Genomic DNA, 12,371 nt, shown 5'->3' on the forward strand with positions numbered 1-12,371 from the left:
TCAACCCAGCACGGAAATATCGGCAATATTGAGGAACAGGCTGCGCAGGCGTGCCAGCAATGCATAACGATTCTTGCGGACGTCTTCGTTGTCCGCATTCACCATCACGGCTTCAAAGAACGCATCGACCGGCTCGCGCAGTGCCGCCAGGCGCGCCAGTGCCTCGGCATAATCGCGTTTTTCCATGAGCGGTTGTACCGACGCATACGCCTGTTGAATCGCCGAGTTGAGCGAAAACTCGGCGGCATTATCAAAGTAACGTGCTTCAACGGCTTTGACGGAAGGCTCGGCCTTGCTCAGCAGGTTCGACACACGCTTGTTCACCGACGCCAGCGCTGCCGCTTCCGGCAATTTGCGGAACGCCTGCACCGCTTGTACACGCTGGTCGAAGTCCAGGGCCGAACCTGGTTTCAGGGCACGCACCGACAGATAGGTAGCAACATCGACGCCTTCGTCTTCATAACGCGCACGCAGGCGGTCGAAGATGAACTCCAGCACCGCATCGGCCAGGCCGGCAGACTTGACCTTGCTGCCGAACGCATTGACGGCGAATGCCACGGCGTCGTTCAGGTCCAGGTCCAGCTGCTTGTCGATCAGGATCCGCAACACACCCAGCGCCGCACGACGCAAGGCATAAGGGTCTTTGCTGCCGGTGGGCAGCATGCCGATACCGAAGATGCCGACCAGGGTGTCGAGCTTGTCAGCGATCGCCACGGCCGCACCGGTCAGGGTGGTCGGCAGCTCGGCGCCGGCACCGCGGGGCATGTACTGCTCGTTCAGTGCCAGGGCCACGTCCTGCGGCTCGCCATCGTTGAGGGCGTAGTAGTAACCGGCGACGCCTTGCATCTCCGGGAACTCACCAACCATCTCGGTGGACAGGTCGCACTTGGACAGGATGCCGGCACGGGCCGCGCGCTGGGCGTCGCCGCCGATGCGTGGGGCGATGAACGCGGCCAGTTTCGATACGCGCTCGGCCTTGTCGTAGACGCTGCCGAGTTTTTCCTGGAACACCACGTTCTTCAGACGCTCGTTGAAGCTTTCCAGCGGTTGCTTCTTGTCCTGCTTGAAGAAGAACTCGGCATCGGTCAGGCGCGGGCGAACGACTTTTTCGTTACCGGCGATGATCTGCTGCGGGTCCTTGCTTTCGATATTGGCGACCGTGATGAAGCGCGGCAGCAACTTGCCTTCGGCGTCCAGCAGGCAGAAGTACTTCTGGTTGTCCTGCATGGTGGTGATCAGCGCTTCCTGCGGCACTTCAAGGAAACGTTCCTCGAACGAGCACACCAGCGGCACCGGCCATTCCACCAACGCGGTCACTTCGTCCAGCAGGTTGGCCGGCACGATGGCGGTGCCTTCCTGCAGGGTGGCCAGCTCTTCGGTGCGCTTGCTGATCAGTGCGCGGCGCTCGTTCGCGTCGGCCAGTACGTAGGCGGCACGCAGGTCGGCCAGGTAGTTGGCCGGCGAGGTGATGCGCACGCTCTGTGGATGATGGAAGCGGTGACCGCGAGAATCGCGACCGGCCTTCTGGGCCAGGATCGTGCAATCGATGACCTGGTCACCGAGCAACATCACCAGCCACTGGGTTGGACGTACGAATTCTTCCTTGCGCGCGGCCCAGCGCATGCGCTTGGGGATCGGCAAGTCATTGAGGGAGTCTTCGACGATGGTCGGCAACAGGCTGGCGGTCGGCTTGCCCTTGATGCTCTGGCTATAGCGCAGCTTCGGGCCGCTCTGGTCGATTTCGCTCAGGTCCACGCCGCATTTCTTGGCGAAGCCCAGGGCGGCTTGGGTCGGGTTGCCGTCGGCATCGAACGCGGCCTGGCGTGGCGGGCCGTCGAGGTTGATGCTGCGGTCTGGCTGCTGGGTCGCCAGGGCGGTGATCAGCACGGCCAAGCGGCGCGGCGCGGCGTACACCTGTTTGGCTTCGTAGCTCAGGCCGGCAGCTTGCAGGCCTTTGTCGATACCGGCCAGGAACGCATCGGCCAGGGTGTTCAGGGCTTTGGGTGGCAGTTCTTCGGTGCCCAGTTCAACCAGAAAATCTTGAGCACTCATTGTGCAGCCTCCAGCTTAGCCAACACTTCATCACGCAGGTCCGGGGTCGCCATCGGGAAGCCCAGCTTGGCACGGGCCAGCAGGTAGGCTTGCGCAACGGAACGCGCCAGGGTGCGCACACGCAGGATGTATTGCTGGCGCGCGGTCACGGAAATCGCCCGGCGTGCATCCAGCAGGTTGAAGGTATGGGACGCCTTCAACACCATTTCATAGCTCGGCAACGGCAGCGGCTGGTCCAGCTCGATCAGGCGCTTGGCTTCGCTTTCATAGAAATCGAACAGCTCGAACAGCTTGTCGACGTTGGCGTGTTCGAAGTTGTAGGTCGACTGTTCCACTTCGTTCTGGTGGAACACGTCGCCGTAGGTCACTTTGCCGAACGGACCGTCGGCCCACACCAGGTCGTAGACCGAATCCACACCCTGCAGGTACATGGCCAGGCGTTCGAGGCCGTAGGTGATTTCGCCGGTGACCGGGTAGCACTCGATGCCGCCCGCCTGCTGGAAGTAGGTGAACTGGGTCACTTCCATGCCGTTGAGCCAGACTTCCCAGCCAAGGCCCCAGGCGCCCAGGGTTGGCGACTCCCAGTTGTCTTCGACGAAACGGATGTCGTGCACCAGTGGGTCGAGGCCCACGTGCTTGAGGGAGCCCAGGTACAGCTCCTGGAAGTTTTCCGGGTTCGGCTTCAGCACGACCTGGAACTGGTAGTAGTGCTGCAGGCGGTTCGGGTTTTCGCCGTAGCGGCCGTCAGTCGGGCGGCGGCTGGGCTGCACATAAGCGGCGTTCCAGGTTTCCGGGCCGATGGCACGCAGAAACGTGGCAGTGTGGAAAGTGCCGGCGCCTACTTCCATATCGTAGGGCTGAAGTACCACGCAACCTTGCTCGGCCCAGTATTGCTGGAGGGCGAGGATCAAGTCTTGGAAGGTACGCACGGCTGGCGTAGGCTGGCTCACGAAATTCACCTGTTTCTTGGGCTGCGATTTAAAGAGCGGGAGTATACCCGATTCGTTCGTGCGCACGCCCCCTGGAGCCTTATGCCACGCTGCTTTTGGTGTTCTGACGATCCTTTGTACATGGCTTATCACGATCAGGAGTGGGGCACGCCGCTGCGCGATGCGCAGGGTTTGTTCGAGTTGCTTTTGCTCGAAGGGTTCCAGGCCGGTCTGTCCTGGATCACCGTTTTGCGTAAACGCGAGCGCTACCGGGAAGTGTTGTACGGCTTCGATGTGCAGCGCGTGGCGCAGATGAGCGACGCGGAAATCGATGAGCTGATGCTCGACCCCGGCATCATCCGCAACCGCCTCAAGCTCAAGGCCGCCCGCCGCAACGCCCAGGCCTGGCTGGCCCTGGAGGACCCGGTGGCGTTCCTCTGGTCGTTCGTCGGCGATAAACCCATCATCAACCATTTCAAGGATCGCAGCGAAGTGCCGGCCATCACGCCCGAGGCACTGGCAATGAGCAAAGGTCTGAAAAAGGTCGGGTTCACCTTCGTCGGGCCGACCATTTGCTACGCCTTGATGCAGGCCTCGGGCATGGTCATGGACCACACCCAGGACTGCGACCGCTACGCCGAGCTGGCAAACGGCGGTTAGAATAGCCGGCTCGCAACACGGCCCATACATTCAGGAGTGACCTGTGGATAAGTTGAAAGGCGCCTTGCTGGTCGGCGCTCTGCGGTTGTTTGCGCTGCTGCCCTGGCGAGCGGTGCAGGCAGTGGGCTCGGCGATTGGCTGGCTCATGTGGAAATTTCCCAACCGTTCCCGCGACGTGGTGCGGATCAACCTCGCCAAGTGCTTTCCCGAGATGGACCCGGCCGAGCGCGAACGCCTGGTGGGCCAGAGCCTCAAGGACATTGGCAAATCCCTGACCGAAAGCGCCTGCGCCTGGATCTGGCCGGCCCAGCGTTCCATCGAACTGGTGCGTGAAGTCGAAGGCCTGGAGGTGCTGAAAGAAGCCCTGGCCTCCGGCAAAGGTGTGGTGGGTATCACCAGCCACCTGGGCAACTGGGAAGTGCTCAACCACTTCTATTGCAGCCAGTGCAAGCCGATCATTTTCTACCGCCCGCCCAAGCTCAAGGCGGTGGATGAATTGCTGCAAAAGCAACGCGTTCAGTTGGGCAACAAGGTCGCGGCATCGACCAAGGAAGGCATCCTCAGTGTCATCAAGGAAGTGCGCAAAGGCGGCCAGGTAGGCATCCCCGCCGACCCGGAACCGGCCGAATCCGCCGGTATCTTCGTGCCCTTCTTCGCCACCCAGGCCCTGACCAGCAAGTTCGTGCCGAACATGCTCGCCGGCGGCAAAGCGGTCGGCGTCTTCCTCCACGCCCTGCGCCTGCCCGACGGCTCCGGCTACAAAGTCATCCTCGAAGCCGCGCCCGAGGCCATGTACAGCACCGACACCGAGACCGCCTGCGCGGCCATGAGCCAAGTGGTGGAGCGCTACGTGCGGGCTTACCCGAGCCAGTACATGTGGAGCATGAAACGCTTCAAGAAACGCCCGCCGGGCGAGGCGCGGTGGTACTGAAGCACACCACCGATCCTTGTGGGAACGAACTTGCTCGCGATAGCGGCCTAACAGCCGCCGCATAAACAACTGACTCCATCCCTCCCCCGTGGCGAGGGAGCTTGCTCCCGCTGGGCTGCGCAGCAGCCCCAACCGACCAGGCGCGCAATCCAACGGAGGCGAAATGGATAACGCTCCAGGCAAACGAGTCATCGTCATCGGTGCGGGCATCGTAGGCGCATCCCTGGCCTACCACCTGGCGACCAAAGGCGCGAAAGTCACTGTGGTCGAGGCCGAAGGTATCGCGTCAGGCGTGACCGGCAGCTCATTCGCCTGGATCAACACCTCCCATGGCGAACCCGACCCCATTGCGCCATTGCGCGGTGCTGCCATCCAGGAATACCGCCGACTCGAAACGCAACTGCCTGGCCTGAAGATTCGCTGGACTGGCGCCCTCTCTTACGGCTCGAGTTCAACAGCGTCGGCTAGCCGGATATCCCAATCACAGATCCGTGAACTTGAGCCGAACCTCAAGAACCCTCCTCAGCAAGCTTCGTATGCGGCGGAAGAAGGAGCGCTGGACGCCGTAGCAGCAACCCATGCGCTGATCGCCGGTGCTCAAGCGAATGGCGCGAAAGTGCTCACTCAAACGTCGGTTCTCGGCTTTAAAACCCAGGGTTCCACCGTGTGGGGCGTTGAAACCGCCACGGGCGTCATTGAAGCCGATATCGTCGTATTGGCAGCCGGCACAGGCATCACGAAGCTGGCCGACCTGCTTGAAGTCTGCCTGCCCATAGACGCCTCCCCGGCAATTTTCATCCGCTACACCTCGCCACCCAACCTGGTACGCAGCCTCATTTCCAGCCCTGAAATGGAAGTGAGGCAAACCCCGGAGGGTGCGTTGCTGGCGGCCGAAGACTACCTGGACGACGCCTTGGAAAACCAACCATCGGAGATCGCGCTGCGCACCGCCAACGCCATCAAAAGCGAACTCCACGGCGTCGTCTCCCTGGACCTACAATCGGCTCGCGTCGGATACAGACCCATGCCTGCTGATGACATCCCCATCATTGGTTATCTTCCGCAGGTTGGCGGCGTATACGTGTGCGTCATGCACCCCGGCGTAACCCTGGCCGCGATCGTGGGTCGTCTTGCCAGTGAAGAGATCGTCGGCGACAAGGCTTGCTCGGCCCTCAACCCCTGTCGTCCGGATCGATTTTTCCAAGCTCGGTGAGGGGGAAATGGCCTAAGCTCGCTTACTCCCAAATCAGCCAAGGAAGCGACAATGGGCATTCAAGGTAATAAAGACAGTCAGATCGATAACATCGAGTTCAATGTCAGCGACATCGCCCGCAGCAAAGCCTTCTATGCAAGCGTGTTCGGCTGGAGTTTCGTCGACTACGGCCCGACCTATACCGAATTCAGCGACGGTCGCCTGACCGGTGGTTTCACGACCGGTGAACCGGTGCGCCCGGGTGGTCCGTTGATCATCTTGTACGCGGATGACCTTGAGGCTACCCAACTCCGGCTCAAGGCCACAGGAGCGACCATCAGCCGTGAAGTGTTCGCGTTCCCGGGTGGAAGGCGTTTCCACTTCATCGACCCGGATGGCTATGAGCTGGCGGTATGGTCGGCTTCCTGATGGTTGATTGATCACGAGGAGGCGCAAAGCCTCAATCGTGTCCATGATTAAGGGCCTGCGATATCGGCGACGTTGGGATGGCAAAGCCATCCCTCGATCCGTCGGATTACCGTCCAGTCAGAAATATCGCACTTCCTCTGGCTCATTAATCAAGGAGTCCCCCTCATGAACATCGACTTCACCGGCCGTCACGTCCTCGTCACCGGCTCCACCAGCGGTATCGGTTTTGCCACAGCCAAAGGCTTCCTCGAAGCCGGCGCCCATGTGGTCATCAACGGTCGCAGCGGGAGCAGCGTGGAGGACGCGTTGCAGCGCTTGGGCGCCCTCGCTTCAAGGGCCGATGGCTTTGTTGGCGATCTGAGCAACGCGCCGGGCTGCCAGGCACTGATCGCCAAATACCCACGCTTCGATATCGTCATCAACAATCTGGGCATTTTCAAACTGGAAGACTTTTTCGAAACGCCGGACAGCGAATGGCAGCGCTTCTTCGAAACCAACGTAATGTCCGGCGTGCGGGTTTCCAGGGCCTACGCGCCGGGCATGGTCGAGCGCGGTTGGGGGCGGATTGTGTTTGTTTCGTCGGAGTCGGGCGTGAACATTCCCGCGGACATGATTCACTACGGCTTCACCAAGACCGCCCAACTGTCCATCGCTCGTGGCCTGGCCAAGCGCCTGGCTGGCACAGGCGTTACGGTGAACTCGGTGCTGCCTGGGCCGACGCTGTCCGAAGGGGTTGCCCAGATGCTCCAGGCAGACGTCGAGCGCACCGGGGACAGCCTGGAAAAGGTCGCGGCGGATTTCGTCAATGAGCACCGCAGCACCTCGATCATCCAGCGCGCGGCACGTGTCGAGGAAGTTGCCAACATGATCATCTACGCCAGCTCGGAACAGGCCTCGGCTACCACTGGCGCCGCGTTGCGGGTTGATGGGGGTGTGGTGGATAGCATCGTTTAGGATCCCGCGACACGTTGCAAAAAAACGCCGCTTCCTCATGAGAGATAAGCGGCGTTTTTTGTTTTGGAGACAACATGGGTTGATTCGACCGGCTTTGGCGTGGTGAAGGGCTTGTTCAGCTCACTCTGTTTTCGATCAGTCGATCCGAGCCACCTTCGGCTACACGGTTTTCCATCAGTCGATCCGAGCCACCTTCGGCTACACGGTTTTCCATCAGTCGATCCGAGCCGCCTTCGGCTACGCGTTTTTCGATCAGGCGATCCGAGCCACCTTCGGCTACGCGTTTTTCGATCAGGCGATCCGAACCACCCTCAGCGAACGTAGGTTGAACAAAAGAAGTCGCGAACGCATTGCCGAGCGACAGAGCCAGAAGCGAGCCAACGAGAGTTTTGCTGAAAGTGTTCATGTCCTGATCCTTTTTATTCGTGGATGAAGTGAGTTAGACGGAGACGTGCAAACGGACATCGACGTTGCCGCGTGTCGCGTTGGAGTACGGGCAAACCTGGTGAGCCGCGTCGACCAGCGCTTGAGCATCGGCTTGATCCAGACCTGGCAGGTTGATGTGCAGGTCGATGTCCAGGCCGAAACCGCCAGGGATCTGGCCGATGCCGACATGTGCCGTGATCGATGCATCAGCAGGAATGCTGCGTTTGCTTTGGCTGGCGACAAACTTCAATGCGCCAATGAAGCAGGCGGAGTAGCCGGCAGCGAACAACTGCTCAGGGTTGGTGGCTTCACCACCAGCGCCGCCCAAGGCTTTTGGAGTGGCCAATTTCACGTCGAGAATCTTGTCGCTGGAAACAGCACGGCCATCACGGCCACCGGTGGAGGTTGCGACTGCGGTGTAGAGAACGTTCATGGTGTTTCCTCTATTGCTGATGGGTGGATCGAAATTGTTTACGCTAAATATTTGTGCGCTAACCAGTTGAGATAAAGTTAACGGATTAATAGTTAGCGCGCAAGATAAATTTTGAGAAATTTATCGATTTTGAGTTAACAGATTGATCTAAAAGGGAATTTATTTTTTTGTTTTGCAATGTCGCCAGCCCGGGTGAGCTGGGAGGTGAGCCACGGGAAGGAGGTTGCTGGGGATCAGCAGGGCCAGCGCAATTGCAGGCCTTCAAAGAGAGGGAAATTCATAAGCAGAATGATGGGTTTCGATCGTTTCCACGCTCTGCGTGGGAACGCCGTCAGGGACGCTCCGCGTTCCGCTTTTGGAAAGTGACGCAGAGCGTCACGGGATGCATACCCACGCAGAGCGGGCACGATCAAACGCGGGATCAGGGAAAAGTAAAAAAACCGCCGAATTGGCGGTTTTTTGGTTTCGCGCTGGGCAAATCCAACCCGACTAAGCAACAGCCACCCGATTACGCCCCAACGCCTTCGCCCGATACAGGGCTTTATCCGCATCGTTCATCAAGCTGTGAAGATCCTTATTACAGGCCTCCGTCGACGCGACGCCGAGGCTGGCTGATATGCAGAGGACAGGCTCGATCATCAAGCCCGCAATCGTATCGATGAGCCGTTCTGCAATCTGGGTGGCAACCTCAATGGAAGTGTTCGGGAGCAGAATGGCGAACTCTTCGCCCCCGAGCCGACCGTGGATATCCGTTGCCCGAAATGACGAACTGATGACCGCCCCCATCTGGCGCAAAACCTGATCGCCGACCTGGTGGCCGTAGGTGTCGTTGATGTGCTTGAAGTGATCCATGTCCAACATGACCGCGCACAATCCTTGCCGCTTGGCCTTACATTCGTCGTAAAGCTGCTGGGCATGCTCGAAAAACGCCCTTCGACTCTTCAGGCCGGTCAGTTCATCGGTTTGAGCGGCGCGGGTTGAAATGCTGTTCGCCTGTTCCATTTCACGGGTGAGTCGAAAGGCGATCTCCAGTGCCTGGGACATTTTGTGCGTGGCGCGGGCCGCAAATGCCGCGAACACCAGAATCGAAAGGGCCATGCCGAGTTGAATCGGGGACGGTTGAAACAGCAGCCAGATCGTGCACGGCAACAGCACCACGCCAATGGAGACCAGTGTCATATCGCGATAGGCCGAGTAGCAGGACACCGCGCTGACGGACATGCCGACTGTAAAGAGCATGACCAACGCCTGTGACAACAGATCGTCCGCCGGCATGAGAACGAACGCCCCGCCGCCCCAGATACTGGCGGATAGCACCAGTGTGACCCAGTATTTGCGCTCCCAATGTCGAGGCGTGCGCTGACTTTCGTCGCTGCGGAAATAGGCAACGAACATCGCGATACGCAGCAGCGTCGATGCGGTCAGAATGGCCATCCACCAAAAAATAGCGCCGTGATCAAAACGATCCCAACACAGCCAACTCAGCATGATGGCAGCGAGGTAACTACCAAAAACCGCAGAAACGGATTGGCGAAACAGCTGCTGCAATCGGTCGGTGCGCACCTGCTCGGCTATTACAAAATCCTGGCCATTGCGCAATCTTGGGCCATACATTTGAACCACCTGGTTATGACGCAACAAAAAAAAACGATTGTGGCACCCTGCCATTACCGTAAACAACTGAATTACTGTGACGAGGGGATTTATCCCCAAATGCTATGCAGGAACACCCCCCGTGGCGAGGGAGCTTGCTCCCGCTGGGCTGCAAAGCAGCCCCAAGCATTCCAACAGACCAACCGTGTCATCAGCCTAAGAAACGAGCAATCAGGCTGGAATCAACCCCGCTTCCCGGTAGCTCGATATCAAATCATCGAACAGACCGACATCCGCTCGAGTCCGCGCAATTAACTGAGCACCCGCAACAGCGGTATAAATGGCCCGCGCTCGGCGTTCACATTCTTCTGTGCTACCTGTTCCAGCATCTGCCAGTACCTGGGCGAGCCACGCCACGTTAACGTCCGCAAAAGCCCTGATCTCTCGCGATACTTCATCGGGAAGGTCTTCGTATTCGGCTGCCATGAAGCTGGACAGACAAAGCCTGTTGCCGTCCTCAAGCGACTTTCGAAAAATGGATGCGTACAGCTGCAGGCACTTCTTTGGATCGACATTGGCAGCGCGTATCCCTTCAAGCACTCGCAACGCGTCCTGCCAGTAGCGCTCAGCGACCGCCGCAGCCAGGCCTGCCTTGCTCGGAAAGTGGTAGTAAATGCTGGCGTTCTTGATACCCACCTGGTCGGCAATGCTACGGAAATTGATACCGCTGTAACCGTGCAGTTGGGCAGCGGATTTCGCTGCCGCCAAGATGGCTTCTCGAGCATTTTCGTTCACGTTGCAGCCTCATTTCGAGATTTCTATTCACTCAGGTAACCGCGATTCTACGCCCGGAGCCGTTTACCTGCCAATTGACAGGTAGGGGATTGACAGCACCTGAGTGTCGGCTCAATCTTTGCCTACCAATTGACAGGCAGGTGATTGAATCATGACTTCTTCACAGCAGCGCGTTGACGTTTCCACTGTTCCTACGATGAAAATCTACGATTGGTTCAACGGCCCCTACCCCGCCCGCGTCCGCATTGCGCTGGCGGAAAAAGGATTGCTGCCCAACATCGAATTCGTACCGGTGAATCTCTGGAACGGCGAGCACAAGCAACCCGAGTTCCTGGCCATCAATTACTCCGGGACACTGCCCGTGCTGGAGCTGAACGATGGGACGCGGATCGCCGAGTGCACGGCGATCACCCAGTACCTGGATAGCCTGGACGGTCATCCGACGTTGACGGGCCAAACGGCTGTTGAGAAAGGCATCATCCACATGATGACCAAACGTGCCGAGATCGAGTTTCTCGATGCCGTCAGCGCGTACTTCCACCATGCCACGCCGGGCCTCGGGCCCGATGTCGAGCTGTACCAGAATGCCGAGTGGGGCGCCCGGATGCGCGATAAGGCGATCAGGGGCATGCGCTATTTCGACAACCTGCTCAAAGACCGGCCCTTTGTGGCGGGCGACAAGTTTTCGATGGCCGACATTGCAGTACTGGGCGGCATGATCTTCGCCTCGCTGGTGCAACTCCCCGTGCCTGAAGAATGTGCCGCACTGCGAGCCTGGCACGCCAGGATGCAGGAACGCTCCAGCGTCCAGACATGGCGCGCCATGGTCGAGCGTGGTGTTGCGTAGCACTGATCATGACCAGCCTGCGTCAGGCATGAAAGAAGGGGCAAGGGCGAGTTGAGCCGCGATAGCAGGTGAACCCACCAAAGAAAAACCCGACGCTTTACGTCGGGTTTTTCGTGGGATACGACTGCAAGCCCAACGTTGTCTACGGGTTACTCGACTTGCGACAGCTTGGCGTCGTCGCAACCGGCAGCACGGCACTCGCGCTCGACAGCCTTGAGTATGACGATACGCGCCTCGGTCTTCTCATTGGCACAGTCCAGGTAGAGCAGGCCATCGTTGGAACAGGCGCTGTCACGATTTTTGATCCACTGGATCTGAGCAGCTTTCACTTTTTTCTTTTGATCCGGGTTCAGGGCACTCATGGTCTTCTTGTACTGCTCGTTGATTTCCTGATCCGACTGAACCATTTTCAGCGACGCGCAATAGGTCCTGTCATAGGCGTTTCTAGGATTATCGCAACTCATCGCAGATGCCGATGCTGATGCCATTGCCAGCAATGTCCCAACCAACAAAGACTTGATCACTTACTTCTCTCCCTGAATGCCCTCTATTGATTAGAGGTCGCGGCGGGGAATTTATCATGGGGGTTGTAGAACAATGAAGCAGATCCTAGGGTTCATTCGGTCCGGACAATGGGCGAATCCTGACAGGGGTTCGGGAGCAAGTGATTGCTGAAAAAGGCTGCATCGCTCCCGCCGATGCGACTGCCCCCACTTCCTCTACGCCCCAATCCCCGTGGCGAGGGAGCTTGCTCCCGCTGGGCTGCGCAGCAGCCCCAAAACCAGCCAAACACATTCCTACAGACCAACCCCGCCAGCCACTCCGCCCATTCGCAAGCACCCCTCTATCCCCGAACTACAGTAATAAACGCCACCTGTTTATCCTCCAACCCCAACCCTTCCACCAGGCTACCCAACCTTGCGCCTTTGCCTACAACTACGCCAGAATCCGCCCGCTTGTGCGCCTTGCCCCCGGGTTCTATCGTTTTCCTGCCACTGCTCATCAGTGGTCGGGTTTAGTAGCTCGGTTAGTCATCTACGGTTGCATGAGTGTCATCCAGTCAGGCGTTCGCCTGCACTTGATGGTGGCTGTGCGCAAGGCGCCTTCGGGCGCGCCGGGTTTGGTGACTT

The 12,371-nt window shown here is 58.9% G+C and carries 13 protein-coding genes; 6 read left to right on the plus strand and 7 right to left on the minus strand.

Translation table 11 applies throughout. From position 1 onward, the window contains the following. On the minus strand, positions 1-2,052 hold the full coding sequence (gene glyS / locus V7773_RS07825) for a glycine--tRNA ligase subunit beta (protein ID WP_336072910.1): 2,052 nt from the start codon (positions 2,050-2,052) through the stop codon (positions 1-3). Further along, on the minus strand, positions 2,049-3,002 hold the full coding sequence (glyQ, locus tag V7773_RS07830) for a glycine--tRNA ligase subunit alpha (RefSeq protein ID WP_022641565.1): 954 nt from the start codon (positions 3,000-3,002) through the stop codon (positions 2,049-2,051). The genes glyS and glyQ overlap by 4 nt, the downstream gene beginning before the upstream one ends. Before the next feature lie 81 nt (positions 3,003-3,083). Between glyQ and V7773_RS07835 the strand changes: the two genes are divergently transcribed. From V7773_RS07835 to V7773_RS07855, 5 genes are all read left to right on the plus strand, one after another. After that, positions 3,084-3,641, plus strand: coding sequence for a DNA-3-methyladenine glycosylase I (locus V7773_RS07835; protein WP_336072911.1), 558 nt, complete (start codon positions 3,084-3,086; stop codon positions 3,639-3,641). A 43-nt stretch (positions 3,642-3,684) separates the two neighbouring features. Beyond that, positions 3,685-4,572 (plus strand): lysophospholipid acyltransferase, encoded by an 888-nt coding sequence (locus V7773_RS07840; RefSeq protein ID WP_072397575.1) that lies wholly within the window; start codon positions 3,685-3,687, stop codon positions 4,570-4,572. 163 nt (positions 4,573-4,735) lie between these two features. Then, on the plus strand, positions 4,736-5,785 hold the full coding sequence (locus tag V7773_RS07845) for an NAD(P)/FAD-dependent oxidoreductase (protein WP_336072912.1): 1,050 nt from the start codon (positions 4,736-4,738) through the stop codon (positions 5,783-5,785). Between the two features lie 51 nt (positions 5,786-5,836). After that, positions 5,837-6,193: a VOC family protein gene (locus tag V7773_RS07850; protein ID WP_336072913.1), complete on the plus strand. Its 357-nt coding sequence runs from the start codon at positions 5,837-5,839 to the stop codon at positions 6,191-6,193. Between the two features lie 165 nt (positions 6,194-6,358). Next, positions 6,359-7,147 carry an SDR family NAD(P)-dependent oxidoreductase gene (locus V7773_RS07855; protein ID WP_063323640.1) on the plus strand — a complete coding sequence of 263 codons (789 nt, stop codon included), beginning with the start codon at positions 6,359-6,361 and terminating at the stop codon, positions 7,145-7,147. Positions 7,148-7,262: 115 nt separating this feature from the next. On the opposite strand, the gene V7773_RS07860 is transcribed toward V7773_RS07855, so the two are convergent. From V7773_RS07860 to V7773_RS07875, 4 genes are all read right to left on the minus strand, one after another. Then, positions 7,263-7,553 (minus strand): hypothetical protein, encoded by a 291-nt coding sequence (locus V7773_RS07860; RefSeq protein WP_442963453.1) that lies wholly within the window; start codon positions 7,551-7,553, stop codon positions 7,263-7,265. Between the two features lie 33 nt (positions 7,554-7,586). Further along, entirely contained in the window at positions 7,587-8,006 is a 420-nt protein-coding gene (locus V7773_RS07865; protein WP_063323638.1) for an organic hydroperoxide resistance protein, read from the minus strand. A gap of 489 nt (positions 8,007-8,495) precedes the next feature. Then, on the minus strand, positions 8,496-9,620 hold the full coding sequence (locus V7773_RS07870; RefSeq protein WP_336072914.1) for a GGDEF domain-containing protein: 1,125 nt from the start codon (positions 9,618-9,620) through the stop codon (positions 8,496-8,498). Positions 9,621-9,830: 210 nt separating this feature from the next. Then, entirely contained in the window at positions 9,831-10,394 is a 564-nt protein-coding gene (locus V7773_RS07875) for a TetR/AcrR family transcriptional regulator (RefSeq protein WP_336072915.1), read from the minus strand. A gap of 151 nt (positions 10,395-10,545) precedes the next feature. Between V7773_RS07875 and V7773_RS07880 the strand changes: the two genes are divergently transcribed. Further along, complete coding sequence (locus V7773_RS07880) at positions 10,546-11,241, plus strand: glutathione S-transferase (protein WP_063323634.1); 696 nt, start codon at positions 10,546-10,548, stop codon at positions 11,239-11,241. A 149-nt stretch (positions 11,242-11,390) separates the two neighbouring features. On the opposite strand, the gene V7773_RS07885 is transcribed toward V7773_RS07880, so the two are convergent. After that, positions 11,391-11,765: a lysozyme inhibitor LprI family protein gene (locus V7773_RS07885; protein WP_083569132.1), complete on the minus strand. Its 375-nt coding sequence runs from the start codon at positions 11,763-11,765 to the stop codon at positions 11,391-11,393. Positions 11,766-12,371: the final 606 nt, after the last annotated feature.

Origin of the sequence: Pseudomonas sp. 3JA, from assembly GCF_036961705.1 — a bacterium.
GTDB lineage: Bacteria > Pseudomonadota > Gammaproteobacteria > Pseudomonadales > Pseudomonadaceae > Aquipseudomonas > Aquipseudomonas fluorescens_Q.

What these genes read in the sequence shown, in the direction of transcription:
- glyS (WP_336072910.1), bottom strand. Translation starts at nt 2,052, where the DNA reads ATGAGTGCTCAAGATTTTCTGGTTGAACTGGGCACCGAAGAACTGCCA.
- V7773_RS07835 (WP_336072911.1), top strand. Translation starts at nt 3,084, where the DNA reads ATGCCACGCTGCTTTTGGTGTTCTGACGATCCTTTGTACATGGCTTAT.
- V7773_RS07845 (WP_336072912.1), top strand. Translation starts at nt 4,736, where the DNA reads ATGGATAACGCTCCAGGCAAACGAGTCATCGTCATCGGTGCGGGCATC.
- V7773_RS07850 (WP_336072913.1), top strand. Translation starts at nt 5,837, where the DNA reads ATGGGCATTCAAGGTAATAAAGACAGTCAGATCGATAACATCGAGTTC.
- V7773_RS07855 (WP_063323640.1), top strand. Translation starts at nt 6,359, where the DNA reads ATGAACATCGACTTCACCGGCCGTCACGTCCTCGTCACCGGCTCCACC.
- V7773_RS07860 (WP_442963453.1), bottom strand. Translation starts at nt 7,553, where the DNA reads ATGAACACTTTCAGCAAAACTCTCGTTGGCTCGCTTCTGGCTCTGTCG.
- V7773_RS07865 (WP_063323638.1), bottom strand. Translation starts at nt 8,006, where the DNA reads ATGAACGTTCTCTACACCGCAGTCGCAACCTCCACCGGTGGCCGTGAT.
- V7773_RS07870 (WP_336072914.1), bottom strand. Translation starts at nt 9,620, where the DNA reads ATGTATGGCCCAAGATTGCGCAATGGCCAGGATTTTGTAATAGCCGAG.
- V7773_RS07880 (WP_063323634.1), top strand. Translation starts at nt 10,546, where the DNA reads ATGACTTCTTCACAGCAGCGCGTTGACGTTTCCACTGTTCCTACGATG.